This is a genomic window from Idiomarina sp. 28-8 (assembly GCF_000320945.2).
GTDB lineage: Bacteria > Pseudomonadota > Gammaproteobacteria > Enterobacterales > Alteromonadaceae > Idiomarina > Idiomarina loihiensis.
On sequence record NZ_DF266794.1, the window covers coordinates 1 to 26592 of the forward strand.

Genomic DNA, 26592 nt, shown 5'->3' on the forward strand with positions numbered 1-26592 from the left:
ATATGTCCATTGTAAAAAAGGTATCTGTTGTAGCGATCATGCTTGCTGGTTTTTCCAGTTTTAATGCATCAGCTGGCTGCTCAACAGAAACAAGATTAAAATGTGATACACAAGGTAACTGTTCGATTGAGATTGTAATAATCTGTCCGTTCCAAAGTGTCGCTTAAGTTTATGTCTACTATATGAGAGGAGGAAAAGCTCCTCCTCTCATTTTAGGAGAAGCTATGAAACAACTAAAAATATCTTTTACGCTGATTTTAATGACGATTTCATTTTTCGTGAATGCAAAAACTATCGATCAAGTATACGAAATGGATGTTAACGAATTTTTATCTTCAGGAATAGTAAATAAAGTACCAGCAGTTTACTTGTGGAGCAAAGAAGGAAAGCCCAAACTTTTCAAATCGGGAAATGAAGCTACTAATGCAATCAGATCTAACTTTCAATTCCCAAAAGAAGATCATAATTTAGAAAACAGTAACTTCGAAATTTTAAAATCTATTCTAGTTAGAGAAGAATATTGGAACGACAAAAGCAAGAACCTAGTTTTTCTAAAATTCGATCAGTCGGTAGGATCATGCCAAGCCTGCATCGACTCTGAAGAAGAAATTAATTCACTTGATCAGAATGACTTCAATATCATTGAAATATTAATAAAAAATTGAAACATTACTGAAAAATCAGGGACGTTATTAGCGTCCCTATTTCTTAAGGATGACCAAACTCACCGAATAAAGATTGAAACTTTAATTAACGACAAAAGGAAACAACTACACAAATATTTCGCCTCAATTTACCCCCTTTAGGCCAAAGCAGACGGATCTAAATTAAAAAATCTTATCCAACTGCTCACGATAACGGTCAAACGCTTCAAACTGCGGCATATGACCAAGGCCTTCCAGCTCATACAAGTGACCATCGGGAATTTGCTCTACCACAATTTCACCTAGTTGGTCGTAGCGGCCAAGCTGATAATCAACGCCTTCTTTTTTCCAGCCACGGCCAGGGCCGGTGGTGTCCCGGGTTCCCAGAATTAGATGCGTTGGTACCGTTAATTGGTCAAACTCGTTAGATACATTACCGGTAAAAATCATGTCGTAAGTCAACGCGTTATTCCAGGCTACCAGATCCCAGTCATCGCCGTTTATCCAGCCTTCGTGAATTTTGATTAACGCTTCGTAATCCTCTGACCATTTACCGTCATAGTAATTCTTCTTCTGGTAGGCCCGGACTTTATCAATGGTTTTGCCCTGCTCGTTCTTATAAAAGAAAGCCGGATCTTTGTATTGCACATAACGCAAATAGTCTTCCAGGCCAACAGGGTTAACCAACACCAGTTTCTCGACATTGTCGGCATGGTTCAGGGCATAGCGGGTAGCCAGCATGCCGCCCATAGAATGACCCATCACAACAAGCTTATCGATTCCAAGCGACTCCACTAGCCCTTTAGTGTTATTAGCCAGAGCTTCGAAGGAAAACTGATAATGCTCAGGTTTGGAGGACTTACCAAAACCGATTTGGTCCGGCATAAGTACCCCGTAGCCTTTTTCGTGAAGATAGTTAGCGGTTTTCTCCCAGTAGTCGGCTGCGAAATTTTTTCCATGCAGCAACAAAACCGTTGGCTGATCGCCTTTCGCCGGTAAGTGCATATAAGCCATTTCCAGTTTCTGTCGTTGGCTGTCAAATTCAAAGGTATGAACTTCAAAAGGGTAAGAATAACCGCTCAAGCGAGCGTCGTATTTCGGAGCATGGTCGTCAGCAGAAGCCGGCGCTGTCAGCCCAAATAGAAAAGCGGTAAACACGGTATAAATCCAGGTGCGCATGTGCAAGTCCTTAGTTTAACTTTTAATCGTTACTGTTTCGGTAAGCATTTAGACACGATAGTTCCTTTCGGCTACATCTGCAAAACTCAAGAGTACACACCGGGCTAGCCGAATAGGTCAGTATCAGAGATCACCCTCAACTTTATTGAGTATCAAGCTGCGATGGATAATACCAAGTTCAAAGCGGCTATCGTTGGCATTAACCGTGTTATCACCAAGAAGGAAATATTCTTCTTCGCCTGTTGTATATAAGCTATTAGAATATTTTTTACGTTTTATAACAGCACTAGCTGGCAAGTACTGCACTCCAGACTCAATCAGCTTTTCTGGTAGCTTTACTTTCTCATCATTTATATAGACACCATCTTCTTCGAGCTGAATCGTTTCATTAGGAAGACCTACGATTCTGAAAACCAAAAGATTAAATTGCTGAGGATTTTTCACGGCAACCACATCCCAGCGGCTAGGTTCATAGCCGAAAGACGAGAGAACCCCTATTTCAACTGTCTGCCCGGCTTTTATTGTCGGTTCCATTGAGGAGCCATTTTGAACGAATTCACGGCTAAAAGCAGATACACTGAACAATATCGTAATTATTAAAAAAACATTTTTTCTCATCTTTAAGCTACTTAATAACTGTTATATTTTTGCTTTCAATAACTGGTGAAAATGACTCAACCAGCCGTTCGTTGAAACCTTCTATTTTCTGAATATTTTCCAACTTATCTAAGTCGCTTAATGAGGACACCCCAAAACGGTCATCTTCACCATCCCAGAATGGTACTAGCTGACCGTAAATTTCTCTTGAAGCGTCGTAACTTAAATGAGTAATACGGGACAGTAGCTCTTGCGGAATAGCCAGCCCTCTCATGTAATCCAGAGCCTCAGGTATGCTTTCATAACCGGAAACTGAAATTTCTCTGGCGTCATAGGCTTTAGCGAAGTCTCTTAAATTAAATTCAGGAGACAACAACTTATTTACGTACATAAGCTCATCAATAACCATTAATTTAAAATTCAAATCTTCGAACTGAGCTTCACCGCCGGTAGGAAGCTTGTATGACGAGCTCACTCCCTGCTGCGTCAGCAGACCCGATAATTGCTTAGCTGCACTACCGCTTCCATTGGAGGCCAGTAATTTCGCCAGCTTCCCGGCCCCTTTTGAGCGAGTGAGTAAGGTTTTAACCGAGTTATTTTCGTCCTGCTCCAGAGCAAATAGACAATTAATTGCATGCTCGTTTTGCTCATCAGTCCACTGTCTGACTTTAGGCTCCAGATAAACGATTATTTGATTTAGCTGCTGAGCCGGGTATTCCTCAGGATCTAATAAGTCAAAGAAAAGCCGCCAGGCCATGCCACCATCGTTTTCATCAACCATAGAGGTTATATATAAATCAATGAGCCGTGCCACAACCTGAGGGTGCTCATCGGAGCGTTGCAATACAGACAGAATCAAGCCATTACCGAAGTTAATGTCTCTTTCGACACAGCTAAGCACCCATAACTCATAATTGGAGGGGCAGTTGTCTGAATGATAAAAACAAGTCGTTAAAAAGGTTTCGACGAGCTTGTAACCCGGCTGAAGGCCTGATTTATCAACCAGCAAACCTTCGGCATTAGAAACCGCTGATATTTTCTCGTAGATTTCGCTGAGAATAGGTTGCGACTCATCAAATACTTTTACCAGCTCACGCGGGCTCGGTGCGCTTCCGTCGCTTTGGTTTAGTAACAGCAACCATTGGTACGCCGCCTGACACTCTTCTTTCTTGTTATAGTCCAGATAAAGTAGTCGCCTAGACCACTCGTTAAATATAAATTTCGCACTCTCTGCCGATTTAGCCGCTTTTAAAAAGTAGGTTCCAATAGCCGCAATAAGCTGACCACTTGTCTTGTCACGAAGGTCAATATTGGCAGCCAATGAGAACAACTGGCGTACGAGTATATGCTTTGCTTCATCATCATAAGCATTCACGTTCTGCGAGAGCTTACCAATAATGCCTAATGTTTTTTTGCTACCGGACTTAATCGCAAAGTTTAAGTCTCGATCAGGGCCTTCAACTGCCTCAAGAAAGTTTTCGAATGCCATTAAGTGCCAGCCTCAAAGGGTTGTTATTCATATTTGAGAATTTCATTAAATGCGTCATCGCCCAATATCAGCGGAGCCATAAAGTCCCGTACGTACTCTTGTCGTTCCTGGGGGGCGGCCTCGCTCCACCAAGCTGAGTCAGCTATATGCTTAAGAAGTAACTTTGTTTCCAGTCGGTTCGTGTCGGCGCGTTGCCACTCGAGCCAGTCTTGAGCTCGTTTTTTCTGGCCTTCGTTGAAACTGGATGAAACAAGCAAATCGAACACCTTAAAAGCCAGGCTAGCCGTCAAAGGGCTACCTTGCGCGTCTTTGAGAGAAGAGTATTCGTCGAACTTAACGGCCATTAGCGTCTTATGTAAGGCCAACAACTCATAGTAATTTTCAATTTCAATATTCATATTTCATTTCTTATACTTTTTCTGTCACGCCAGTTCAACGACGTTGACTATTTCTTTTCAGCTGTACGGCCCGGTAAGGCATTAATAGAAGTCAAAATCTCACGTGTAATTTTTTCACGTTTGCCAAGATCAGCCATGCGGTTCGGTGTGTCGATGTTCAATGCAAAAAACACTGGGCCCTCTGGCCACTCAACCCAACCAACCCACCAACCAAAGCTGCCTTCCCAGCCGGTTTTTGCTCGCAAAATCCACTTCCGCTCAGCTTCAACAATCATCAGATCTTTTATCAACCGTTGATGTTCTACCGCAAAAGGCTGTTCGTTAAGGTAGAGCCTTTGCAAAAAATCAATCTGTTCGTTGGCAGAAATAGCCAACTTCCCATCCAGCCAATAATTACGGATATCGTCAGACGGAGCTGCATTTCCATAATCAATGCGCTTTAAGTAGTCTTTCGCTTTTTCCGCTCCAATACCTTCCGCAAACTGCTGATAAACCCAAACGGTTGAGTTGCGTATAGCCGAGCGCAGGTTCTGGTCACTATTGTGTCCGGCAAAACTGCGTTCCACTCCATCCCACTTAAACACCTCAAACTCGTCCTGAACGACGCCTGCATCAAGGGCAAAAAGCGTGTGTGGGATCTTAAATGTTGACGCAGGTGAAAACCGTTTTGCAGCTCTTTCTTTATCGAACACAAATGTCGTCTGATCATTTTCACGCCCATCGACTACGACAATAGTGCCCTGAACTTCATATTTTTCGAATACGCTTCCCCAATCAGAGCGCTCCTGAGTCTCCGCACACACGGGAACGGCAAAGCTCAATATAAAAAGCATGATTAAGCTAAATTTCATGTTGTCTCCAAAAGGTCTGGCGCTACGTTTTGATTCTATGGCTTACTTTACTGGCATCTGTGGAAATGGTGCTTCGACAGTCCTTAGGTTCCACAACTATTTACTACACCATAGCCAGCAAGAGTACCGCAATAAAATTTACGTTACACGAAAGTGACGCTGGCCGCTCGGGCGGCTACACTGTGCATTATTACTCGCTTTAACGGAGGCTCTATTATGCACGGCAGCTCACTTGGTCAATTCGGCAACTATCTGCGAGAAAAATGGGCCTCCCCGCGTCGCGTTCGGTTCTGGCTGTTGGTACTGATTATTCTCTACACCTTGCTGGGCTTTTTTGCCCTACCCTGGGTAATCCAGTACGTTGCGGTGAATACGGCTAAAGAAGATTTTGGCCGTGAGTTGCGCATAGAGTCGGTGCAAACCAACCCGTATACACTAACGCTTAGAATGAATGGCGTTGCGCTAAATGACAAAGATGACCGGCAGTTACTTGGCTGGGGCAATTTGTTCGTCAACCTGGAATGGTCGAGCATTATTGACCAAACCTGGACTTTCGAAGCAATTCAAATAGACAAGCTAATAATTCAGGAAGAACGCTTTGCTTCAGGTGAAACGCGCTTCTCACGTCTTGCCGCCGATAGCTCTGGCCCGGAATCGGAGAAAAAAGAATCAGGGAAAGAAGAGCCTGCGGAAATGCCTGCCTTACGCATCAGAGACTTTAAGTTGGAGAACGGTGTTCTGCGTTTTGCTGACAATCTAAAAGACGTAACAGCTGCTGACGATGCCGAACCCAAACAGGTGTCACTGGCTCTGCAGAACATAGGCCTTTCCGTAAAAGATTTCACCCTACAAAATGACGCGAGCTTCCCGCTGCGCCTGAATGGTCAGCTTACAAAGGGCGGTAAACTCGCCTTCAACGGAACTTTTCAATTATTGCCGAGCCCAGCTCTGGAAGGAAATGCCGAAATTAACGAGTTGGCGTTTAAGCAGGCAGCCCCTTACCTGCAGCAATTTATGAACGTGCAGCTTGAAAACGGAACACTGACCCTGAATGGGAAAATGAGTACCAATGCACAACAACCTTTTGCTTTTAAAGGCTCTGCCAGCATTAATACACTGAACATCAAAGAAGCCTCTAACGACGAGACTCTCCTTGGATGGGATAGCCTTAAAACCGAACAGTTTGATTTGAACATAGCAAACAACGAGATTGAAACAGCGCCCATTGTCGTTAAAGGCTTGTCCGGTCGGGTGGTCATTAACCAGGACAAAACCACTAACTTCGGACAACTTGTCGTTGATGCGCCGGCCGACACAAAAGACGATACGAGTAAAAGCGAGGAAACCAAACCGTTCGGTATCACTATAGAAGGTGTTGAGCTGTCTGACGGCGACATTCAGTTTTCCGATAACTCTCTGCCGCTGCCCTTCTCTACAAGTATTCACACACTAAGCGGAGAAGTGTCTACTTTGAGTTCCGATTCGTCTGAGCCGGCACGGGTGAAGCTTGAAGGCGAAGTTGCAGAGTATGGCCTGGCACAGGTAACCGGCACCGTTCACGCCTGGCATCCAACGCGCCAGACGACTGTTAATGTCAGATTCCGTAACCTTCAGATCCCTGAATACTCTCCTTATACCGTGAACTTCGCTGGCCGAAAAATAGCAGACGGCACGATGGATCTTGATCTCGACTACACCGTTAATGAGGAAAAGCTAGACGGACAGAATAACTTGGTGCTACATGACCTGAAACTGGGCGAAAAAATGGAATCCAGCGACGCAATGGATCTCCCCCTGGACCTCGCCATTGCATTGCTGCAGGACAGCGACGGTGTCATTGACCTAAATCTGCCGGTAAGTGGAGATGTTGGCAACCCGCAGTTCGACTTTGGCAAAGTTATCCAACAGGCCGTTGGAGACGCTATTAAGTCTGTCGTTACCGCACCTTTCAGCTTTTTAGCTAACCTTGTGGGCGCGGACTCAGAAGAAATGGGTAAAGTTGAGTTTCCGGAGGGACGTACCCATTTGCTCCCTCCCCAGCGTGAGCGCATTGCTAAGCTTCGCGAGGCCCTCAATGAACGTCCTGCTCTGGCTCTCGAACTAGCCGGTCCATTCAACCGGGCTTTCGATGCTCCTACTCTGAAAGAAGATAAAGCGGTGAAAGTTTTACGACAACGTCTGGCGGAAGAAGGAAGCGAGGTAGAGGAGCCAAGCCTGACAAGCGAGTCAAGTCAGGCCGCTATGGAGGCAATATTCTCCTCTCATTACCCGAACACAGAACTCGAAGCCCTGAAGGACCGCTTCACTGAAAAACCAAGTGAAGCATCCAATGAAGAGAAATTCGACGCTCTGGCCTATCGCAACCACTTAGCTGAAAAGGTTATAGCAGCGCAGTCGATTACAGATGAGGAGCTCAAAGCTATCGCAAATGCACGTGCAGAGGCAGTGCGTGATGCTTTGGTCAACAATTCTAAGAGCGGTATATCTGCTGATCGGGTACGTATTAGAGAGCCTCAGGAAGTCGATTCAGTAGAAAGCGAACGCATTGCCATGGAACTAGCTGTTACAACGGATTAAGCCGCTCACGTGGTTGGAGCACAGCAATATTCGTCAGCAAGGACGCTGTCGGTAGAACTGACATAATAACCGGTAAACCTCGGGCATGTGCTCTTTCATGTTCTGTGGATCTTCAAAAAAGGTTTCGCTACATACCGCGAAAAATTCAGCCGGGCTGGTTAACGAATAGCCATCAAGCGGTAACGGCCTATGATGGATAGAATCACTCTGCAACCTCTCCCAGGCCGCAGAAAAAATATCGTGCCATTCGCCGGGCTTCATATCCGGATGCATCGGCGGCGCACCGTTAGCACCATCGCGCAACATATCGAGTTTGTGGGCAAACTCATGAATAACGACATTACTAGCCTTTCCATGACGAGCATGAGGCCCTGTTTGACATACCGACTGCCACGATAAAATAAGCGGACCACGCAACCATGCCTCCCCACTTAACCCCGGGCTTTGAGGGTGAACAACGCCGTCGTCGCTACGATACGGACGATTAGGAACAAAGTCCCCTTCGTAAAGAATAATGGTGTATAAATGATCGTACCAATCTAACCCAAGGTGCAGAACAGGTACGCAGGCCATGGTCGCTATTTTTAGGCACATCGCATCGGTGAACTGAAAATCCCCGCCTGATGCAAAGTTTTTACGAACCAGAAAACGGAACGCCATATCTCGCAGTGCATCGCGCTCCGCCCCTTGATAACGAGCCATTACCGGCCAGTCAGCTACCGCGGACTCCCACTCACTTATCGTGAAACCCATTTTTCTAATGCGTCTATTCTCAAACCAATTGCGTAATCGCTTAAACATGGCGTCCTCGGCGTTGAACAGAAACGCAATAGTGAAATTGATTAACTACTTGGTTTCGCAATAGTTTGCACTCCTTTCCCTGAAAACACCCAGCCGCTTAGGCCGTCCTGGTTAATCTGAATGGCCATAAAGTCTTTGCCGTATCGTATACGTTTAACGTCATGGTCAGTTCCGGCCGGAACATCGAATACAACGCTGCAACCCGACTTATTAGGGTAGCCACATTCCCAGTTGCTGTATGCCGAGACAGCTTCCGTAATTTTTACTTTATTGCCGCGATCACTAGCAATATCGGCAGCCCATAGACCCAATATCACCAGGCAAATAGCGATGATTATTCCAATACTCAGTTTCATTGCCCACTCTTTAATTCAACGACAAACTCATCGAGAGACCTACCCATATCGAAAACACCAAAGTCAAAATCAACGTAGTAGACAGTACCAACAGAATTTGTAAAAAGCACGTTATCGCCTAAGGTGACGGCAAAAGGGCTGAGCTCCATGCCATTAAGGTAGGGCTTGTATGCATTCGCAATCTGCTCTTTGTCTTTCTGAAGAATTAGCTCAATAATTTCCAGGTTTCTATCCGGTATTTTCTCGGCAAGCTCCCGATACAAAGACACATCAATAAACTTTCCTACAATATCTGTGTTGTGATCAGGGGGAGCCAAAAGTTTGTCCTTTGTATTCCATAGAGTCGAAGGGAACTATCTTACCTGTTGAAATTAAAAAATTGCCAGCACCTTTACTTAACTTGATGACTCTTTATATCAACAATTCAAGGGTTAGGTGCTGAACTCATCAAAAGTACTTAGCAGACGTCTATTCGGGGGGAGCAAAGCGCCGAGGTTAGTCCTCAGCGCCGCTATCAGACTCTTCTGACTTGGTCGCCTGTTCCAGCATTTTTTCGCGGAAACTGTCCAGGCCTTTCATTACTAAATCGTAGGTTTTGTCGACACCACTTTCGACTTCGCCTTCATATGCTTGTAAGCCTGTAAGAATATTTTTGGCGTCATCAAAGCCTTTTTCAATACCGCCAGTAATAGCTTCCATGAAATTATTCAGAGTGTCTTCTTCCGATTCGCCCGGGTTCATCTCCTTGTAACGACCATAAAAATTGGTCGCAAAAGAAACAATGCGATCTGCCGTGGCCTCGGGAGAAGTATCAACGCCGGAATCGTAAATTTTCTGCGTGGCATTTTTGCCCATTACCGGTTCCAGCTCAGCGTTAATGCCTTCCAGCGCCGTTTTGTACAATAAGCTGAGCGAATCATTATTACTGTTCAGAGATACCCGCTCGTGAGCGCGCAAAATGCCAGCATTGTTTGCCTGCTTAGACTGCGCTGCCATCTCTTTCATACTGTTGCGGTTGTCGTCAGTTTTTGCGGGGCTATTCTGCTTGCCAGAGCCCGTTACGGAGGTGCTATTACCTGTAGTAATTGACATAATATTGCTCCTGAAAAGTTCGGCTATAGCTTGATTTTAGTATAGCCCGTAACTTGTTAACGGCAGCTACTGGTTAAAGTTTAATCTTTTTCCACAGCAGCATTGACCAGCCCAAGTATGCTCATTACTAGCTATTAATAACCACTTTCTCAGCATTTGGAAATAACGAGCCAGCTCGGTTAAACACCACGTCGGTATGTTTTTTCGACAGCGTGATATCAATTGCATTTGAGCTCTGATTGAAAACAGTCACAATTCTGTCAGCTTTCTGAATACGAGCTACCTTGTGTTTGTTAATGAGTTTCCCCAGAGACGGCACGACCCTGGCCAAAGGAGTATGAAGAATCCGTACGGAATCTCCCGTTTCTTGCAAAACATGTTCGGGATTATTTAAACGCGATGAGCGAAGCATAAAAAGAACAACAACTAATGAAAGCGGCCCTAATAAGCTTAGTAAGTAAAAATACTCCATTCGATACTCCTTTTCTTTTTGTTGCCTTCATCAGACAAGCTATCAGCTACAGATTGAAGAAACGAGGCAAGGCAGATGCCGCTTACAGCTTCAAGATCCCTCTCTTCCATTTTCCTGACAATCACCAAAACCTCCGGAAGTTTAATACTGCTGCGAGTAGCAAAACGGCAATTACGGTTATAAGGGTTGTCATAATTTGTTATCTTCTAAAAGACATATAAAGCGCATACTGTCATAAACCACACAACTGAGAGTGCTAAAACTGACTTTAGGTTAGCTGAACTCGCATTCGTTTTTATTAGAATATAACCAGAATATAGTGCAGGAACTACAGCCAAAAAGCCGCCAACGCAAAATCCCATAAAAAAACCAGCAATTTGAGCCCAACCGTCACCAGTCAAACTTACTACTAGAAAAATAAGCACGGCCAGCGCTACGGATGCTATGAGTAAGTTGAAAGACAGTTTTTCCGCCCGTTTAAGATCCATTGAATTCAATAATAGCTCCTTAACTCATAACCTTTGAACATACGGGTGGACACTTAGTGGACATTTAGTAATCAAGTGGTAAACAACTCCCGAAACAAGCGCTCTGACTCTTTTAATCCTTCCTCGGTGAACACAACAGACTTTGCCTTACCGACCGGGTTACCAATGAGTCCTTTTTCGTGAAGTCGGTTCATTGCATCCCAGTCAAAAGACTTCCAAGCCCGACTGTCATCATGCAATGCTAGATATAGCAAAGCCAAAACGGACTCATCGATTTTATCTTCGTCAATTGCCATAGATCATCCTCCAATGATGGCTTTGTTTAATGGAGAACTTAGCGGTTTCCTATACGGCTTATCCGAAAAAACAACAAAACTCATCTTCACTTACAACTTTAAAAACTTGGTCAATTGTTTTTACCTGGCTTTTAGGCTCGTAGGCATGCCACTTTAAATCACTCCGCATCCAGTAAATTTTCCAAACACCCTGACTGCGAACAAAGGTAGATTTTGCGATATCCAAATTCTGATATTCAGATGGATTATTCCAAACTGGTCGAGTTTCAAAAATATAAATAGATTGCTTTTCCAGGCGCCAACCAATATCTAGATCACTTCTTATACTTGGCGGTGGCCGGTGTTTAGCAAGAAATGCTTCTCCGGCTTTCTCTATTTTTTTGACCTCAAATTCAGTTAGAGCCATATATTCCTCCAGTTCAGAACTGTACTCGCTCAGAGTTAGCGAAAGAAGTCATACCAACGCCCGCTAATCCAAAAGCCTTTGGGGCGCATCCATGTCTTCGTGCAGAACACGAACAATAAGCACCTCTGACTTCAACACTTGATAGAAAACCGCATGATGCTCTACGTACAATCTGCGATAGCCGACAAGTACATGAGCATAGTCAGCGCCAAGCAACGGATGGCTAAGAAGCTGTTTCATGCCTGCCTCAAGATGATCTAAGTATTTATCAGCCTGCTCAGCTCCCCACTCTTCGTAGGTGTACAGCCAAATCGCGGTCAGGTCAGATTCTGCCTTCGGTGTAACGCTTAGCTTCAGCACTAATCAGCCGCCTTCATCAGTTTACGCCCAGCCGCTTTGATAGAAGATATATCCAATGGTTTAGGTTTTCCGCTTAACTCACCATCAGTAAGTGCCTGTCTTAGGGCGGCAAGACGTTCCTTGGCTTGCTGGTCTCTTCGAATGAGATCGCGGATATACTCACTATCATTGCCAAAATGACCGCTTTCAATCTGAGTTTTCACCCAGTCGTCCTGCTGCTCAGTCAGCGTGATTGTTTTCCTGTGCATGCTCATAGATAGTGCCTCTCGAAAAGAGCAGTATGAAAATATCATACCGCTTTCTTAAACTGAATCAATACCTCATTTATTGCCACCCATCAGCGCAGAGCACCTTTGGCGCGTCCGCTGAATGGTTTTGTTAGCTGCCTATTCACGGTTTACAACAGACTCATGGCTTGTTCTGAATTGCTCCAATACTTGCCATATTGCTTCCAATATTCATAAGCTTGATCAGCGCCTCCGACAATGATGCCCTCTGAGAAACTCGATTTTGGCTTTGGGTGACGCTTCCTTTTTAGTTCTTTTGCTACCAGAGGAAAAGCAGTCTTGGCATCATTAAGTAGTGTTCTTGCTTGATCAATTTCACCTAGCATAATTAACGCTAACGAATGCGTATACATGAGTTCTGGAGAGTAGTCGTCTGGATATTCTTTATTAAGACGCACAATAGAAAGAAAATCACCAGTTTCCATCCATAGCTTAGGCAAAACATACCTAACCCCAATGTTGTCATTTGGGCATGCAGAAAGCATATTTGAATACACTTTAATGGCCTCATTGACTTCATTTCGTTTTTCCAACCAAAGACCGAGATTATGATAGGCCCTTAAAAAAGGACGATTCTCAAGGTGACCCCATTCCATTTTTGACGTTGCCCATGAAAATTCTTCAGGAACCGCAGACAAACCTATTCGTACGCCCTCTCTACAGCAAAGGTAAGCTTCAAAATCGAGCCCATTTTCCTCATATATCATTGATGCATGATGGTAGGCATCTATGTGATAGGGATTTTTCTCTATAATATCTTTGATTAAGCTTTCAGCTTTATCTGGCTTTCCTGAATGCCACAGGTCTATTGCATCATCTAACCTCTCATGCACAGAGAAATCAACTAGGCTGTCCTCAAAAACCCACTCATCATCGCCAATATTGTGTAACTTGATCATACGATTCTCTTCGATTCTTGCGCTGCTAGCGCCGTTATAACCCGCCTAAACGGAGTTGGTTTGTTTGCGCTAGCGTAGCGTTTAAGCGCAAACGAAGCAACGCAGTGGAGGTCGGGTTGATAACTTTGTTATACACGCATTTACCTTGGTATATCGGGGAGAACCGCCCCCGGGTTTACCGATAAATGCCCCGGCATGCGCTCATAATCCAAAAGTACAGGAAGCGGATTTAATGTTGCCGAGTACAGCTCCGGCTGATACAAGTACAAGAGCAAACAAAATAATCCGCACAGCGACTCTTTAACGTTTTTTTGATTTGCTAATGTCGAATGAGTATCGCGCTGATGCTTAACCTTGTTGTGATCTTGCCACCAAGAAGGGTTGCTAGAGCCTGACCAACTTGCCCAAGGCTGAATATTGATGCCGTAGCGAGGAATCATGCACTCCACTGTATGAAATGATGGATACTTTTCAATAATTTCCGAGCAATAATCACCAATATTTCTTGCTGACGATGAAGCATTTATTTTCTTGCAAACCAGCTTGGCAACAACGTCGATCTCCGAGCATATGGCTAGGAATAGCTTTGTATATGCTACCGAGAAAGCGCCATCATTTGATTGGTTAAGCTCAACAAACTCAATCGTTTCGATGAAATCTCTTTCTAACGATAAAAAATGCTGCCAGTGTGGAAAATGCACTGAATCTCCTTTTGTGTATAGACACAATGACTCCCTGCCAAATGCTAGCCTCCGCATTTTCCTGGGTTAGCTAAAAGCCAGTGCCATAATTAGTTTGTTCAAGACTAAATCATTTGGAGGCTAGCATGAACAAACATAGCATGATTTTTCTAGGGTTGGATACTCATAAAGAGTTTCACGAAGTCGCCTATTGTGAAGAGCAACGGGGAGCGATTTAAAACCGACCGCCGTGATGCGCTGAAGTTGGTGAAGCTTTTAAATTCAGAGGATCTCACCCCGATTTGTGTGCCTGTGCCTGAAGACGAAGCCGTCCGTGATTTATCCCGGGTTCGCGAAACGGCGATGAAAGACTTAAAGAACGCGAAATACCAACTGAAAGCTCTGCTGCTCAGAAAAAATATTAATTATGAGGGCACGGCGAACTGGTTGAAGGAGCGCACAGTTATCGCTACCCCGCCAACGTGTCGAAGGACTTACAACTTAGCCAGGAAGGGTTACCCAAAGATATTGTAGATATCGCCTGGAAAACTCAGCTCAGGCTGTGCAAGCGCTATCAACGTATGAATAAAAAAGGCAAACATTACAATCTTATCATCACCGCCATAGCAAGGGAGATGGCAGCTTATCTCTGGGCCATTGCCAGAGAAGTGGTACTCACGCCAGTTAATCCAAAGCTTCGATTAAGTCGGGTACCCGCATGATAAACGAGTTTGAGCTAACGCATTCGGATCAGGCCGCGGACGTGGCACAACCTACGACGGCGTTATGATGGCAATAACCTAATTCGTTATTGACCCACGAGCATAGACTGATGAGAAGGAGCTACGGCGGAGTGAGTAAGGTAGGCGCTGTTTATCACAAGATAAATAATCCACGGATACCAGCATAGCAACCGACGACATTACTGCCTCATCTGGTGCGTTAGCTCAATTTATTTGAGAATAGAAAGAACTGATTATGGTTGAAAAGAGCCAGGGCTGCACGCGTTCAGAGTTGACAAAGGGAGTCATACCAACGCCGCGCTCTGCGGCAAACTTGGAGCGCAGCGGAAAATTTGTCCGACAGCAGCGCTTTGTTAGGCGAGAGAATGCACCGCCAGCAAATCATACGGTCACTCCGAAGAGCGCACCGACCCCAGCCGTCAAACCCATTGCCAAGGCACCCCAAAACGTAACCCGGGAGGCTGCCCTAAGAACAGGAGCGCCGCCGACTTTCGCTGCTAATGAGCCTAGTAAGGCAAGGAACACCAACGAACTGCCGGGGACTATCCACATAAGCAACCACTCCGGAAACAACAGGACGACACATAGGGGAAGGGCCGCACCTACCGAGAATGTGCCTGCCGACGCAAATGCAGCCTGAATTGGGCGGGCCGTAGAGACTTCTGAAATTCCAAGTTCATCGCGTGCATGTGCCCCAATCGCATCCTGCTTCATCAGTTGACTTGCTACGGTGTCTGCGAGCGCTCGGTCTAACCCGCGCCTGACATAAATCTCGGCAAGCTCCGCATGCTCTTGTTCAGGCGCATCAGCCAGTTCGGCTCTCTCTCTCGCAAGGTCGGCCCCCTCCGTGTCGGCTTGAGAGCTGACTGACACGTACTCACCCGCTGCCATCGACATAGCGCCTGCAACGAGACCAGCAACGCCTGCGACCAACAAAGCCTTGGAGTCCGCCCCTGCTGCTGCCACACCCAGGACCAAGCTCGCAGTAGATACAATCCCGTCGTTTGCACCAAGAACCGCAGCACGAAGCCAGCCGATCCGTTCTGTTTTGTGTCTTTCAGAATGTCTCACGCGAAGTTCCAAATAAAAAGGTGAGCAGAAGAGCATAACGCCCGCATTTGCGGCTGGTTTGGAGCGCAGCGGAAAACCAGTCCGACAACATGCGCTTGTTATACCTATCGTAGCCTCGATTGCCGGCGTAATGATTCAACTGCAAAAACAATAGAGTCACTTTTAGATTCCTTGCTCGACCAGTCACGCCAAAAGTCTTTAGTTGCACTAGCGGGCTCTAAATTTGGCTTATTCAACTTTATACGTGATGGCAACAATACCGCATCTCCTAGCACAACAGCCTCGCCAGTATCTAATATAGGTAAGACAGATGTAAGAGAACTTAATGAATCAGGCATCATTTTGTGGACGACCTGCTGATCTTGTGGGTTACTTAACCTCAATGCTATAAGGTTGTTACATTGACTCAAAATAGTTCGACTAACATCTGAAGGTCGTTGACTAACAACAAGTAACGACACACCATACTTTCTGCCTTCTTTAGCTACTTTTTCAAAAGTATCTAAAGCGATCTTTGAGTCACCATCGCTAACATCTTTTGTTGGTAAATATATATGTGCTTCATCGCACACAAAGGTGATAGGAGTTCGGTCTTCTTCTGCTCGCCAAAATTGTACGTTATACAAAAATCTAGTCAATACGCCGATTACTATTGGTAATATGTCAGAAGGCACTTCTGAGAAGTCTATAACCTTTATGCCAAGTGAGTCCGTTTTTGTTTCCATAAATTGGTTAGCATAAGTAGCTAACCATTCGTACTCATTTGCTCCCTCTGGAGATTCAAACAAAAACGAATTTCTCTTATCCTCTATTTTAGTCTCTAAACGACCTATAAATCTTGTTAACTTACCGTTCCAATCACCCTTCACCTCAGTCTTTCCATTTGCGCCTAATTTCATGCCATTATCATCGGCAGAAAGTCGTTCTAAAAGATCGCGAATTGGATATGGAATAGGTGAATCAATCGTTAACCCATTAGCAAGTCCTTTGAGATCATTATCAACTAAGTATTGTTGCTTTAACTCTCTGACATGGTGAGTAAATCGAGATGACTGATTCGGCGCGTTATTATCAGATCGATCTAAAAGCAAAGCCAACATTTCATCTTTGTTAAGCAACCAGTGTGGAACAAATACAGAGCTAGAATTTTTATTTTCAATGTCAGCAGGCCCAGCTATTTTGTAATATTCTGCTATTGGCTCTTTTCCATCTTCAACACCTTCTCCAGTTAGAGTTTTATATTCACCATGAAGATCAAAAAGAATAATATTTGTATGCTCTAATTTTGCTGCTTGCTCTAGCAGAGATGCTACCGTCCAGCTTTTCCCTGACCCCGTACTACCAAGAAGAGCAGCGTGCCGCTGAAAAAGCTTGTCGCCATTTGCAACAGCTTTAGATTGAGTGTTCCCGTAAGTTCCAAGTACTAATTGAATGTCCTCTGGAGTGTCACTAGCAACAACTGACATCAAACTTTCAAGACTTTCTTCTTTTATTAGATAAACCCGTTTATCTACTCTTGGGAAGTACTTTGCCCCGCGCTTGAATATTTGACGCCTATCTCCAAGAACCTCCCAGTATGTACCGATCAGCGCAACTTGAACAACGTCATGATCAATAACAGCATCAAAATCTTCCTCTTCACTATCTTCAATCTCTGGATCTATTAATATTGGATTACCGACACTGCGCTTCACTTTCTCAATAATACCAATCAAAAATTCTTGCGGAGTAGCGCCTTGAATAGCAACTAGATCTGATACGGTAAGCGTTTGAATAACTTCTGGAGACTCAGCTAATATAAGAGCACGATTTGTATCGACACTGGCCACCCTCCCTATATAACATTCATCTGTTGTTGATACGACATAATCTTGCGTTGTCATTTTAAAACTCCATTTATAAATTCTTTAAGTGACCACCAATTTTCATTGTGCAGAGTTTCAACTCCATCAATTCTAACTTTGGTCTCGTTATCATTACCACCAACAGAAACCAAAGTGACGTTATTTAGACTGCCGCAGATTCTAATAGCATTCGGTGTTAATACCTTGGTAATAACTAAAGCAGGAACACCTTCGCGAAGCTTATTTAACAAATGAACCTCAAGTTGTTCATCATTAAACCCGTATCCAATAATCAATATCGATTTGGCTTCTTGAATATGCTTATTTGATAATTCCCGGTGATAGTCAAAAGGGTGTTGGTATCCCTCTCTAAACTTACTTGTTCCAGGAGTAATAATTAATCTTCTGGCATTGATTTCGTAAGATGACCGTATAATGCTACCATTGACTTCATACCAATCTAGGCTTCCATGAGGTTTAAATATTTTGGCATGTTTCTTTACCGAAACCCTTACTTCAGAACCACCTCTTAAATTCCTTTTCCTTTCGATGACTGAAATTTTATCCTTTTCACTTTCAGGATTATGTATTCCACAGTAACAACCATTGAATCCAGTGATTATATCCAGGCTAACTGACTCACAGGCTAGCTCTATTAAGCGATCATAATTGGGCGTAACAATGATTAGTTCACTTTGATTATGTAATAGTTGATTTAACAAAAGAGAAAATGACAATTGCTTTTCTTGCAGAACAACATCTTCGATTATTGATTTTTCATCTTTACCTATAAGTTTGGTAGTTTCAGAAACGATAAAGGGAACCAATTCACTTCCTTGTTCTAAAGATGCCATAGCATCTTCAAAACCTACATCTTGATCAATTAGTTCTTCTACTTGCTTCCATTCTTCTAACAGCTTCCCTTCAACAAGCTTTGGGATTTCCTCTTTCAAATGCTGAGCAAGGTGCCACATTCCTGATATTCCTTCACCCAAGGATAATCCCGAGCCAATGAGTACCAAAGGGCTTTGTATAAAAAACTCTTGTAGATGCTTTTTTACTGAGTCAACGTCCAATATGTCCTCTCAACTTTAAAATAGGTATAACATTTATATATTGTGCATGCGCAATTTGTCATTCATTAAATGGCAGCATTTTCTTTCGCAATCATTTAATAAATAAAATATTTTCACCAAAAAATAGCAGTAAAAGGCAAAAACAAAGTAAGCGTGCTCATTTAACTATTTTAAAGTGCACAATATCAGTCTTTACAATTTACGTATGTAATTGACACTAAACGGGTTAAAAACTAAAAGCAACAATAAAACATGCAATTTAGCAGGCAAAAGCGAGCCATATCTATCGATGAAAACAAGGGAGCTCCTTGTGGCCCATTAGAAACAAAGCGCACAAAAAAAAGCCTGGCAACTCAAAAAGAGCCATCAGGTTTTAATTAACAAACTAAATTTAATTCTATCGAGAAAGCCGGGAAACCAGCTTAATCAACCCACCAAATCATCCGGCATATCGCCACGCAGGCTATGCCAAATTTCGGCGGACTCGTAGCCGTAGCGGCGAACCAGGTTCACGGACTCGTTGTAGTCGCCTTCACGGGTTACGGCTATTAGGTTTTCATAGTAGTCGCGGGCCAGCTGGCGAGCTTCTGTCGATGAAAAGTAATACTGGCCAATGCGTGCGTACAAGCCTTTAAAGCCGTTCAGTACCAGCACATAAATGGGGTTGCCGGAGGCCATTGCCAGGTCGTGGTTCAACTGATAGTCAAACTCGGCAAAGGTCTTTTTGTTGTCTTCCAGCTCGCTGGTGGGTTCCAGTAGCTCCAGAACTCGCTTGGGGTTATGGCGAATGGCGGCGCGAATATAAATGGCGCTAATATTGGTGCGGGCAGACAACAACTGGTCGACTAGCTCCGGCATGCCGTCTTCGTCCAGACGCGCGAGGGTTTCCAGAATATTAAGGCCAGAGGTTTCCCAAAAGTTGTTCACTTTGGTGGGCTTGCCGTGCTGAATGGTCAGCCAGCCGTCGCGTGCCAGACGCTGCAGCACTTCGCGCAGGGTAGTTCGCGTTACGCCAATGAGTTCTGACAGTTCTCGTTCAGCGGGTAGAATAGTGCCCGGTGCAAAATGCCCGTTCCAGATAGATTTTACGATGTACTCCTCGGCAAAACCCGCCGGACTTTTAGCTTTTATTATCATATTCCCGCCTGTGAACTAACTAATAAAAGGATTCTAGCAGCCTTGTGTGAGGTCGGACAAGATAACTTCTGCCTTTATATCGACAACACCACGCTATTTGGGTATGGTTTCTACGTTTTTACAGTTTCTTAAGGAAAATCATCATGCTGTCTGTGGGTCAGTGGCCTAACAAACCTTTTGCCTGGTTACTGTTATTTCTAGGGTGTTCAGGCCTGTTGGGCGCCGCGCTTTACTTCCAGATGGTTCTTAACTTAGAGCCCTGCGTAAAGTGTGTTTATCAACGTATGGCGGTTGTCGGTATTGGCTTGTCCGCTATTGTCGGCCTGTTTGGTTCCGGGCTTTGGTTAACGCGCTGGGCGGCTTTAATTGGCTGGCTTTACAGCAGTTATCAGGGCTTATTAATTGCCTACGATCACTGGGATCTCCAAACCTCGAAAAACGCGTTCTTTGCGGTGTGTGAAAGTGCGCCTAATTTTCCTGACTGGGCTCCACTGCACGAATGGATGCCGGGGTTATTTGCCGCGCCGGGGTTATGCGGTGACATTGACTGGCAATGGCTGGGGTTAGGTATGCCCGGTTGGATGACGGTGATTTTTGCGGGCTTGTTGCTCATCGGTATTATTGTGACTATCTGCCACATTATTTCGTCGTTCACGAAAAAAGACGGGCTGGTGCTTTACCACAAATAATACGTTTTAATGCCAGGGCTAAGACAAGGGCCAGGTTACTATTCGGTCTTCCAGGTCGCCCTTAAACTTCGCCTCGCTAACGCAATGGCCGGCTACATGATAGCCGGCTTTTTTCATGGGCTCTTTACTGCCCTCATGCCTTAACGGATGCCATTCAGGCAAAGGCTGCCCTTCTGCCCGCAACCGATACGCGCAACTGGCTGGCATAAAGTAAACATCGTCGAGGTTGTCGGGGGTTAAAGTAACGCACTCGGGTACGCGCTGGCTTCGGTGAACGTAGTCACTGCAACACGCGGTGTCGGTGTCTAATAACCGACAGGCAACATTGGTGGAATAAAGATGGTCTTCTTCGTCCTGCAATTGGTTTAAGCAGCACTGCCCACAGCCGTCGCACAGGGCTTCCCACTGTGCATGGCTGAGCGTATGCAGCGGCTGCTCATACCATTTCATTAATACCGACAAGGCATTACCTTGGAAAACGAATGCGGTCGGACAAATAGCCCACTGCAGCCACAAAGTAATGTGAACGGTTCCAGCGCATTAAGGCGTCGTAGTTGGCATAAGCCAGATAAACACGGCCTTCTTTGTCGTCAGGAATCACTATTGAGGCGTCAATATCGCCTCGCGATGGCAACTCAGAGCCATCAAAACGCGTAACGCCTAAGTCAGCCCACTCGCCCAGCTTTTTCTTAGTGTCCAGCCCGGCTAATGACTCATCAAAACCTTCAGGTAGTTGTACCTGGCGACCCCAGGTAACGTCGTCTTTCCAGCCGACAGAGCTTAAGTAGTTAGCGGCTGACGCAAATACGTCCGGGTAGCTACCCCAAATGTCTTTTTTACCGTCGCCGTCATAGTCTACAGCGTAGCTCATGAAAGAGCTGGGCATAAACTGAGTCTGACCCATAGCGCCAGCCCATGATCCTTTCATTTGCTCCGGTTCAATGTGGCCGTCTTCGATAATGGTTAAGGCTTCCCACAATTGCTTTTTGAAAAACTCTTCGCGACGTCCATCAAAAGCCAGCGTAGTTAATGCAGAAACCACATCAAAACCACCAGTGAACGAACCAAAGTTGGTTTCAATGCCCCACAGCGCCACAATAAAGCGCGGCTGCACGCCGTACTCTTTGCCCACTTTTTCCAGCAGCTCTTTGTGTTCGTTGTACTTTTCCAGTGCCTTTTCGGCTTTCCAGTCCGGTACTGCACGTGGCAGGTAAGTATCCAGAGTTAACTTAAATTCCGGCTGGTTTTTATCCAGCTCGACTGCCCGCTCGTAATACTTAACTTTGGCAAACGCTTTATCCAGTGTGTCCTGCTTATAGCCGCTTTCAATGGCTTCGGCTTTCAGAGCTTCAACGTAGGTGGCAAACTGTTGGTTCACATCTTCGCTGGACTCTTTCTTCGCATTATCCTCAGCTTCCTGAAACGCAGAAACCGGTGCGCTAAGCGCAAATGAAGAAGCCAGACAAAGAGCCAGCCCTGCCACTTTTATTTTATTTGTTAACATTGACTTGAAGTTCCTCTCGTTTCGGTGGTAACTGCAAATAGAAACCATCGTTATGCAAATGCTGTTGTAACTCTTCGACCGTTAAACGCGCCAACTGTTCACGGTTGGCCAGGTTAATTGTCAGCACTTTTTCGGCGCGACCAAACTGGCCCAACAACACATCGGGCACGTCGGTAAATTCGTTACCATGAGGCAGGTAAAGATAGGTATCGGCTTTTTTCGAGCTGCGATAAACATCACACAGCATGGCAGTTCTCCTGAATGGGGCTACTTGCTAATTATAGCCTGTAATTCTGCCCCAATTGCGTGCTGACGCCAACCCACCATTAAGTCAGGTTGCGGCAAACGCTGCTGTTGTTGCTTTGAGTATTGCCAATGAAAGTTAATAAAATCATTAATTTGCTTGCGTGACGCCACCAGTGACGCAGGTATGTGTAAAGATTCAGCCAGTTCCGTAACGGCCTTTTTAATGGCCTTAAAAGTTGGCTTGTAGCCTTCCATATCGTCCAGACGTTCCAGCGTTTGCTGAAATTCAGACTCAGGCACTTGTTCGGCTTGCTGAATACAGCGAATAATATCGCGCCCCGAATACTTGCGTGACATGGGGGCTAAATCGGGAATGCGGCTTAGCTCGTCGTCATTTTTTGGCATTCTTCGGGCTAACTCGAGCAAGACACCGTCTTTGGCAATAAAGCCCAGCGGAATGTCGCGCTCACGCGCTTTGTGTAAACGCCAGGGCGTCAGAATTTTCAGCGCAGCCAATTGCCGCGGGTTCAGCTGCCAGGCATTGCCTACGCCCAAATAGAGCAGATCATCCGGCCAGCTTTGTGTGCGTTTACGCACCTGAATTTGCGACTCTTCGTACACAATATCCAGCACACCTTTTTCTTCACACAAAGCTTTAAGATACGGGTACATTATCGCCAGATAACTGGCATCGGCGGCAGCATAGTCTAACTGTTCATCGCTTAACGGACGCTTAAGCCAGTTGGTGCGTGACAAGCTTTTGTCCAGCTCAACGCCGTCAAACAAAGCGTCGACCAGACGCGCGTAACCCATTGAGTCACCCAGGCCACAAAAACCGGCGGCTATCTGGCTATCAAAAATTTGTTTGGGTTGGCGGCCATTGCTTTGCTGGAAAAACAGTTCAATATCTTCGCCGCCGGCATGCAATACGGTTTCGACTTCATCGCCGGAAATCAGCTGCCATAAAGGCTCTAAATCAATATCCGCCAGCGGATCAATAACAACCGTTGTGCCGTTAGCGTGAATTTGTAATAAGCCTAGCTGAGCGTAGTAAGTGCGTTCACGCACAAACTCAGAGTCAATAGCGAACCAACCGCATTTTACGGCCTGCTGGCAGAGATCTTGTAAATCATCAGTGGTGGTAACGAGCCGGTATTGTTGTACCGACTCGGGTAATTCTAACGGCAGAATCAAGCGTCATCCTCTTCTTCGCGTAATTCACGGCGAATTATTTTGCCGACGTTGGATTTAGGCAATTCGTCACGAAACTCAACCAGTTTAGGTACTTTGTAACCGGTCAGATTTTCGCGCGAAAAGTCGATAACTTCACGTTCGGTCAATGACTTATCTTTCGCCACAATGAAGACTTTTACCGCTTCACCTGACGACTCGTGCGGCACGCCTATGGCTGCCGACTCAAGAATCTTAGGATGGTCAGCTAATACGTCTTCAATTTCGTTCGGATAAACATTAAAACCCGACACCAAAATCATGTCCTTTTTACGATCCACAATTTTGAAGTAACCACGCTCATCAACAGTGGCCATGTCCCCCGTTGCAAACCAACCGTCTTTAATTGATTCGGCTGTCGCATCAGGACGGTTCAGGTAACCCACCATAACTTGCGGGCCTTTCACTTCCAGCTCGCCCGGTTCACCTAAAGCCACTTCTTCGCGCGTTTCAGGGTCAACAATACGCATGTCGGTACTTGGTACCGGCAAACCAATGCTGCCCGTGTAATGTTCAATATCGTAAGGGTTAACGGTAACCACCGGAGAACACTCGGTTAAACCATAACCTTCCAGCAAACGAGACTTGGTTACCCGCTCCCACTCTTCGGCCACTGCACGCTGAACCGCCATACCGCCGCCCAGGGCAATTTTTAAATTAGAGAAGTTAACGTCTTTAAAGCCTTTAGTGTTCAACAGACCATTAAACAGCGTGTTAACCCCTGAAATCATTGAGAAAGGATACTTATTCAGCTCTTTCACAAAGTTAGGCATATCGCGCGGGTTGGTAATTAAGACGTTCTTGCCGCCGTGCTTAATAAAGGTAAGGCAGTTCGCGGTTAACGCAAAGATATGATACAGCGGCAACGCAGTAATAATGGTCTCTTCGCCGTCATTCATTATAGGAGTAATAACCGAGGAAACTTGCTCGAGGTTAGCAACCATATTGCGGTGCGACAGCATAGCGCCTTTGGCCACCCCCGTTGTTCCACCGGTGTATTGCAAAAAGGCAATATCATCGCCGGTCACTTCAGGGCGTTTATAGTCAACCATAGTTCCTTTGGCCAGCGCCTGATTAAAACTCACCGTGCCTTTTAGCTTATGAGAAGGCACCATACGTTTTATATGCTTAACCACAAAGTTAACCAGATAGCGTTTAAGCAAAGGTAACTGATCGCCAATTTGTGTGGTAATAACTAAATCGAGCGGAGCTTCTTCTTTTATTTTTTCATAGGTTTGAGCAAAGTTTTCTAAAATAACCAGAGCTTTTGCCTGAGAATCTACCAGCTGATGCTTTAACTCGCGCGGCGTGTAAAGTGGGTTGACGTTCACTACAGTCATGCCTGCTCGCAGAATACCGAATAACGCCACAGGATATTGCAGCAAGTTTGGCATCATAACCGCAACGGCATCGCCTTTTTTAAGGCCGGTACTGTGCAGGTAAGCGGCAAAGTCGCGAGTTTTCAGACCCAGTTCTTTGAAACTCATTTCTGAGTCCATATTTACGAAAGCCGTTTTCTCGCCGTACTTTTCAATGGACTGCTCAAGTATATCAACCAACGACGCAAAGTGATCCGGGTCAATTGTTTCCGGTACTCCCGCTGGGTAGTTTTCCAACCAAATTTTATCCATAAAAGGCTCCGCCTCTCACTATTTATAGTTATTTTCAGTGGCGCAATCATCGCATATCCGACCAGTTAATCCTAGTCGTTACCAGCCGCTAAACGTACGATTTAAGCAGTTCAGCTATTTTCTCAGGTTGTTCCATATGTACGTGATGTCCACCTTCCAATGTCTTACAACTTAAGCCTGAAACTTTATCCTGCCATCGCTTAAATGCGCTATCTAACTGATCATAACCGCGGCTCCCGCGCACAACGGTCACTGGCATGATTAACTTTTCAAACAAGTCATCCACTGCCGAACTCGGTAACCTGTAGGCCGATGTTGTTTTTACCCTGGCATCGGCTCGCCAGTGCCAGCGGCCATCTTCACCATGCTCGCAGCCACGCTCAACAATTAACCGGACTAAATTTACTGAGAAGTCAGCCTGAGCGGCTCTGGCCTCTACCGCCGAGTCGAAATTCGCGTAGCTTCGCCAGCGTGGTGTGTGTAGTTTTTTGCGACTTAAAAAGCCCTGTTTCAATTGCTCCTGCGCATTCGTTCCGTCAGACACCAGTAACCCAAAGGCTTCAACTAATAGCAGTTGCTGAATACGCTCAGGACATAATGCTGCAACCACATTGCTGACAAAGCCCCCCATAGAGTGACCGAGCAAGGTTAAATTCTGCCAGTCCTGCTGTTGAATCAGCTGCCATAAGTCATAAGCATAGTCGATAAAATGATAATAGTTGCCCACCGGACGGTGATCACTGTGCCCGTGACCGGGCCAGTCAAGCGCTAAAAAACCACCTTTTTCAGGTGACCAGTACCGGGCTATAGGTAAAAAGCTGTGACTGTTGTCTAACCAACCATGAGTTGCAATAACTCTTATGTCGTTAGGATCGCCCCAGCACAGCCCGCGAACCGTACCCCAGTCCAGTTGATAACTGACCGGGGTAGCCTGCTCTAAAGCCTCTCGATAATCCATTAAAGAACGAATTAGTTGCGGTTTTTAGCCGGAGTACCCGAGTTGTCCTGCACACGAACACGTACCGGAACCGGATAACGGTAAGGATAATAAGGCGAATAGAAGTTATGACGGAACCACAATGGCGAATAGTCAATTTCTACCTGGTTGTTTTGTTTTTCAATCTTCCACAGGTGATAACCCGTTGCTTCAATAACCGGGTAGGTATAAACATATTCGTCAATTTTGCCCTGCTGAGTTTGGCCTATCGTACCAACAAAACTGATTGACCGGCCTTGCTGATACACGTCGGGATCAACAAAGTCATTAACTACCGCTAAAAAACGCCCATCGCTGTTATCACTAACCTCAGGACGTCCCCAGCGCTTCAACGGGAAGCTGACGACTTCCAGCACGGTATGATCTTCGGCGTTGCGAACATCGGCAATGACACCGCCCCAACGGGCTGGCTCACCGGCTACTTCATCGCCCTGATGCTTGGCAACCTTGTAACTCACCAAAGCCTCTTCATTATCAGTGGCAAGCTCATCCGGAACCGAAGTGCAGCCAGCAAGCACCATTGCGCTTAATACTGCAAATATCATTTTCATA

At 45.3% G+C, this 26592-nt stretch carries 31 protein-coding genes and 1 pseudogene; 4 read left to right on the top strand and 28 right to left on the bottom strand.

Annotation, left to right across the window (positions count from 1 at the left end; translation table 11 throughout):
• Window positions 1–224: 224 nt before the first annotated feature.
• Window positions 225–665, top strand: coding sequence for a hypothetical protein (locus RJ32_RS13545; protein ID WP_034822948.1), 441 nt, complete (start codon window positions 225–227; stop codon window positions 663–665).
• A 162-nt stretch (window positions 666–827) separates the two neighbouring features.
• Here RJ32_RS13545 and RJ32_RS13550 read toward each other — a convergent pair whose 3' ends face one another.
• From RJ32_RS13550 to blaOXA, 5 genes are all read right to left on the bottom strand, one after another.
• A complete protein-coding gene (locus tag RJ32_RS13550) occupies window positions 828–1823 on the bottom strand; it encodes an alpha/beta fold hydrolase (RefSeq protein WP_034822950.1) in 996 nt (331 codons plus the stop codon).
• Between the two features lie 123 nt (window positions 1824–1946).
• A complete protein-coding gene (lepB, locus tag RJ32_RS13555; RefSeq protein ID WP_051018804.1) occupies window positions 1947–2441 on the bottom strand; it encodes a signal peptidase I in 495 nt (164 codons plus the stop codon).
• A gap of 7 nt (window positions 2442–2448) precedes the next feature.
• Window positions 2449–3909, bottom strand: a complete 1461-nt coding sequence (locus RJ32_RS13560) for a hypothetical protein (RefSeq protein ID WP_051018806.1) — start codon at window positions 3907–3909, stop codon at window positions 2449–2451.
• A gap of 23 nt (window positions 3910–3932) precedes the next feature.
• Window positions 3933–4307, bottom strand: coding sequence for a hypothetical protein (locus tag RJ32_RS13565; protein WP_034822952.1), 375 nt, complete (start codon window positions 4305–4307; stop codon window positions 3933–3935).
• Window positions 4308–4354: 47 nt separating this feature from the next.
• On the bottom strand, window positions 4355–5140 hold the full coding sequence (gene blaOXA / locus RJ32_RS13570; protein ID WP_201029221.1) for a class D beta-lactamase: 786 nt from the start codon (window positions 5138–5140) through the stop codon (window positions 4355–4357).
• Window positions 5141–5374: 234 nt separating this feature from the next.
• Here blaOXA and RJ32_RS13575 point away from each other — a divergent pair, with 234 nt between their 5' ends.
• Entirely contained in the window at window positions 5375–7735 is a 2361-nt protein-coding gene (locus tag RJ32_RS13575; protein ID WP_034822955.1) for a DUF748 domain-containing protein, read from the top strand.
• 33 nt (window positions 7736–7768) lie between these two features.
• On the opposite strand, the gene RJ32_RS13580 is transcribed toward RJ32_RS13575, so the two are convergent.
• The 12 genes from RJ32_RS13580 to RJ32_RS13635 all read right to left on the bottom strand — a co-directional run bounded on the left by RJ32_RS13580 (window position 7769) and on the right by RJ32_RS13635 (window position 13893).
• A complete protein-coding gene (locus RJ32_RS13580; RefSeq protein ID WP_034822957.1) occupies window positions 7769–8536 on the bottom strand; it encodes a zinc-dependent peptidase in 768 nt (255 codons plus the stop codon).
• Window positions 8537–8577: 41 nt separating this feature from the next.
• Window positions 8578–8892, bottom strand: a complete 315-nt coding sequence (locus RJ32_RS13585; RefSeq protein WP_034822959.1) for a hypothetical protein — start codon at window positions 8890–8892, stop codon at window positions 8578–8580.
• On the bottom strand, window positions 8889–9209 hold the full coding sequence (locus RJ32_RS13590) for a hypothetical protein (RefSeq protein ID WP_034822961.1): 321 nt from the start codon (window positions 9207–9209) through the stop codon (window positions 8889–8891). The genes RJ32_RS13585 and RJ32_RS13590 overlap by 4 nt, the downstream gene beginning before the upstream one ends.
• Before the next feature lie 178 nt (window positions 9210–9387).
• The gene (locus RJ32_RS13595) at window positions 9388–9984 is read right to left on the bottom strand and encodes a DUF5610 domain-containing protein (RefSeq protein WP_034822963.1); all 597 of its coding nucleotides are present in this window, start codon (window positions 9982–9984) and stop codon (window positions 9388–9390) included.
• Window positions 9985–10111: 127 nt separating this feature from the next.
• Window positions 10112–10456: a hypothetical protein gene (locus RJ32_RS13600; RefSeq protein WP_034822965.1), complete on the bottom strand. Its 345-nt coding sequence runs from the start codon at window positions 10454–10456 to the stop codon at window positions 10112–10114.
• 206 nt (window positions 10457–10662) lie between these two features.
• The gene (locus RJ32_RS13605) at window positions 10663–10953 is read right to left on the bottom strand and encodes a hypothetical protein (RefSeq protein ID WP_133493656.1); all 291 of its coding nucleotides are present in this window, start codon (window positions 10951–10953) and stop codon (window positions 10663–10665) included.
• Window positions 10954–11015: 62 nt separating this feature from the next.
• A complete protein-coding gene (locus RJ32_RS13610; RefSeq protein WP_034822969.1) occupies window positions 11016–11240 on the bottom strand; it encodes a DUF6429 family protein in 225 nt (74 codons plus the stop codon).
• Window positions 11241–11298: 58 nt separating this feature from the next.
• Complete coding sequence (locus RJ32_RS13615; RefSeq protein WP_034822971.1) at window positions 11299–11646, bottom strand: DUF3024 domain-containing protein; 348 nt, start codon at window positions 11644–11646, stop codon at window positions 11299–11301.
• A gap of 63 nt (window positions 11647–11709) precedes the next feature.
• A complete protein-coding gene (locus RJ32_RS13620; protein ID WP_034822972.1) occupies window positions 11710–12006 on the bottom strand; it encodes a type II toxin-antitoxin system RelE/ParE family toxin in 297 nt (98 codons plus the stop codon).
• Window positions 12006–12260, bottom strand: a complete 255-nt coding sequence (locus RJ32_RS13625) for a type II toxin-antitoxin system ParD family antitoxin (protein WP_034822973.1) — start codon at window positions 12258–12260, stop codon at window positions 12006–12008. The genes RJ32_RS13620 and RJ32_RS13625 overlap by 1 nt, the downstream gene beginning before the upstream one ends.
• A 143-nt stretch (window positions 12261–12403) precedes the next feature.
• Complete coding sequence (locus RJ32_RS13630; protein WP_051018808.1) at window positions 12404–13192, bottom strand: lipopolysaccharide assembly protein LapB; 789 nt, start codon at window positions 13190–13192, stop codon at window positions 12404–12406.
• Between the two features lie 140 nt (window positions 13193–13332).
• A complete protein-coding gene (locus tag RJ32_RS13635; RefSeq protein WP_051018810.1) occupies window positions 13333–13893 on the bottom strand; it encodes a hypothetical protein in 561 nt (186 codons plus the stop codon).
• A gap of 183 nt (window positions 13894–14076) precedes the next feature.
• Between RJ32_RS13635 and RJ32_RS14585 the strand changes: the two are divergent.
• A pseudogene (locus RJ32_RS14585) lies at window positions 14077–14594 on the top strand (IS110 family transposase); the annotation flags it as partial.
• A 402-nt stretch (window positions 14595–14996) separates the two neighbouring features.
• Here the strand turns inward: RJ32_RS14585 and RJ32_RS13645 are convergent.
• The 4 genes from RJ32_RS13645 to fadR all read right to left on the bottom strand — a co-directional run bounded on the left by RJ32_RS13645 (window position 14997) and on the right by fadR (window position 19743).
• Window positions 14997–15686 (bottom strand): VIT family protein, encoded by a 690-nt coding sequence (locus RJ32_RS13645; protein ID WP_034822974.1) that lies wholly within the window; start codon window positions 15684–15686, stop codon window positions 14997–14999.
• Between the two features lie 104 nt (window positions 15687–15790).
• Window positions 15791–17569, bottom strand: coding sequence for an ATP-binding protein (locus tag RJ32_RS13650; protein WP_034822975.1), 1779 nt, complete (start codon window positions 17567–17569; stop codon window positions 15791–15793).
• Window positions 17566–18606, bottom strand: a complete 1041-nt coding sequence (locus RJ32_RS13655) for an SIR2 family protein (RefSeq protein WP_034822976.1) — start codon at window positions 18604–18606, stop codon at window positions 17566–17568. Before RJ32_RS13655 ends, RJ32_RS13650 begins: the two co-directional genes overlap by 4 nt.
• 426 nt (window positions 18607–19032) lie before the next feature.
• A complete protein-coding gene (fadR, locus tag RJ32_RS13660) occupies window positions 19033–19743 on the bottom strand; it encodes a fatty acid metabolism transcriptional regulator FadR (RefSeq protein ID WP_034822978.1) in 711 nt (236 codons plus the stop codon).
• A gap of 143 nt (window positions 19744–19886) precedes the next feature.
• Here fadR and dsbB point away from each other — a divergent pair, with 143 nt between their 5' ends.
• The gene (dsbB, locus tag RJ32_RS13665; protein ID WP_034822980.1) at window positions 19887–20432 is read left to right on the top strand and encodes a disulfide bond formation protein DsbB; all 546 of its coding nucleotides are present in this window, start codon (window positions 19887–19889) and stop codon (window positions 20430–20432) included.
• Window positions 20433–20450: 18 nt separating this feature from the next.
• Here dsbB and RJ32_RS13670 read toward each other — a convergent pair whose 3' ends face one another.
• The 7 genes from RJ32_RS13670 to RJ32_RS13700 form a co-directional block, all read right to left on the bottom strand.
• A complete protein-coding gene (locus RJ32_RS13670) occupies window positions 20451–20894 on the bottom strand; it encodes a YcgN family cysteine cluster protein (protein ID WP_370543308.1) in 444 nt (147 codons plus the stop codon).
• A 4-nt stretch (window positions 20895–20898) separates the two neighbouring features.
• The gene (locus RJ32_RS13675) at window positions 20899–21936 is read right to left on the bottom strand and encodes a lytic transglycosylase domain-containing protein (RefSeq protein ID WP_034822985.1); all 1038 of its coding nucleotides are present in this window, start codon (window positions 21934–21936) and stop codon (window positions 20899–20901) included.
• Window positions 21923–22183, bottom strand: coding sequence for a YcgL domain-containing protein (locus tag RJ32_RS13680; RefSeq protein ID WP_034822987.1), 261 nt, complete (start codon window positions 22181–22183; stop codon window positions 21923–21925). Before RJ32_RS13680 ends, RJ32_RS13675 begins: the two co-directional genes overlap by 14 nt.
• 20 nt (window positions 22184–22203) lie before the next feature.
• Window positions 22204–23376 (bottom strand): ribonuclease D, encoded by a 1173-nt coding sequence (rnd, locus tag RJ32_RS13685; RefSeq protein ID WP_034822989.1) that lies wholly within the window; start codon window positions 23374–23376, stop codon window positions 22204–22206.
• Window positions 23373–25043: a long-chain-fatty-acid--CoA ligase FadD gene (gene fadD / locus RJ32_RS13690; RefSeq protein ID WP_034822991.1), complete on the bottom strand. Its 1671-nt coding sequence runs from the start codon at window positions 25041–25043 to the stop codon at window positions 23373–23375. The genes rnd and fadD overlap by 4 nt, the downstream gene beginning before the upstream one ends.
• An 88-nt stretch (window positions 25044–25131) precedes the next feature.
• The gene (locus RJ32_RS13695; protein ID WP_034822993.1) at window positions 25132–26001 is read right to left on the bottom strand and encodes an alpha/beta fold hydrolase; all 870 of its coding nucleotides are present in this window, start codon (window positions 25999–26001) and stop codon (window positions 25132–25134) included.
• An 11-nt stretch (window positions 26002–26012) separates the two neighbouring features.
• Window positions 26013–26591 carry a Slp family lipoprotein gene (locus RJ32_RS13700; protein ID WP_011235061.1) on the bottom strand — a complete coding sequence of 193 codons (579 nt, stop codon included), beginning with the start codon at window positions 26589–26591 and terminating at the stop codon, window positions 26013–26015.
• Between the last annotated feature and the right edge of the window lies 1 nt (window position 26592).

Bases quoted from the DNA above. Each gene is read 5' to 3' on its own strand.
- RJ32_RS13545 (WP_034822948.1), top strand. From the start codon at position 225: ATGAAACAACTAAAAATATCTTTTACGCTGATTTTAATGACGATTTCA.
- RJ32_RS13550 (WP_034822950.1), bottom strand. From the start codon at position 1,823: ATGCGCACCTGGATTTATACCGTGTTTACCGCTTTTCTATTTGGGCTG.
- lepB (WP_051018804.1), bottom strand. From the start codon at position 2,441: ATGAGAAAAAATGTTTTTTTAATAATTACGATATTGTTCAGTGTATCT.
- RJ32_RS13560 (WP_051018806.1), bottom strand. From the start codon at position 3,909: ATGGCATTCGAAAACTTTCTTGAGGCAGTTGAAGGCCCTGATCGAGAC.
- RJ32_RS13565 (WP_034822952.1), bottom strand. From the start codon at position 4,307: ATGAATATTGAAATTGAAAATTACTATGAGTTGTTGGCCTTACATAAG.
- blaOXA (WP_201029221.1), bottom strand. From the start codon at position 5,140: ATGCTTTTTATATTGAGCTTTGCCGTTCCCGTGTGTGCGGAGACTCAG.
- RJ32_RS13575 (WP_034822955.1), top strand. From the start codon at position 5,375: ATGCACGGCAGCTCACTTGGTCAATTCGGCAACTATCTGCGAGAAAAA.
- RJ32_RS13580 (WP_034822957.1), bottom strand. From the start codon at position 8,536: ATGTTTAAGCGATTACGCAATTGGTTTGAGAATAGACGCATTAGAAAA.
- RJ32_RS13585 (WP_034822959.1), bottom strand. From the start codon at position 8,892: ATGAAACTGAGTATTGGAATAATCATCGCTATTTGCCTGGTGATATTG.
- RJ32_RS13595 (WP_034822963.1), bottom strand. From the start codon at position 9,984: ATGTCAATTACTACAGGTAATAGCACCTCCGTAACGGGCTCTGGCAAG.
- RJ32_RS13600 (WP_034822965.1), bottom strand. From the start codon at position 10,456: ATGGAGTATTTTTACTTACTAAGCTTATTAGGGCCGCTTTCATTAGTT.
- RJ32_RS13610 (WP_034822969.1), bottom strand. From the start codon at position 11,240: ATGGCAATTGACGAAGATAAAATCGATGAGTCCGTTTTGGCTTTGCTA.
- RJ32_RS13615 (WP_034822971.1), bottom strand. From the start codon at position 11,646: ATGGCTCTAACTGAATTTGAGGTCAAAAAAATAGAGAAAGCCGGAGAA.
- RJ32_RS13625 (WP_034822973.1), bottom strand. From the start codon at position 12,260: ATGAGCATGCACAGGAAAACAATCACGCTGACTGAGCAGCAGGACGAC.
- RJ32_RS13630 (WP_051018808.1), bottom strand. From the start codon at position 13,192: ATGATCAAGTTACACAATATTGGCGATGATGAGTGGGTTTTTGAGGAC.
- RJ32_RS13650 (WP_034822975.1), bottom strand. From the start codon at position 17,569: ATGACAACGCAAGATTATGTCGTATCAACAACAGATGAATGTTATATA.
- fadR (WP_034822978.1), bottom strand. From the start codon at position 19,743: ATGATAATAAAAGCTAAAAGTCCGGCGGGTTTTGCCGAGGAGTACATC.
- dsbB (WP_034822980.1), top strand. From the start codon at position 19,887: ATGCTGTCTGTGGGTCAGTGGCCTAACAAACCTTTTGCCTGGTTACTG.
- RJ32_RS13675 (WP_034822985.1), bottom strand. From the start codon at position 21,936: ATGTTAACAAATAAAATAAAAGTGGCAGGGCTGGCTCTTTGTCTGGCT.
- RJ32_RS13680 (WP_034822987.1), bottom strand. From the start codon at position 22,183: ATGCTGTGTGATGTTTATCGCAGCTCGAAAAAAGCCGATACCTATCTT.
- fadD (WP_034822991.1), bottom strand. From the start codon at position 25,043: ATGGATAAAATTTGGTTGGAAAACTACCCAGCGGGAGTACCGGAAACA.
- RJ32_RS13695 (WP_034822993.1), bottom strand. From the start codon at position 26,001: ATGGATTATCGAGAGGCTTTAGAGCAGGCTACCCCGGTCAGTTATCAA.
- RJ32_RS13700 (WP_011235061.1), bottom strand. From the start codon at position 26,591: ATGAAAATGATATTTGCAGTATTAAGCGCAATGGTGCTTGCTGGCTGC.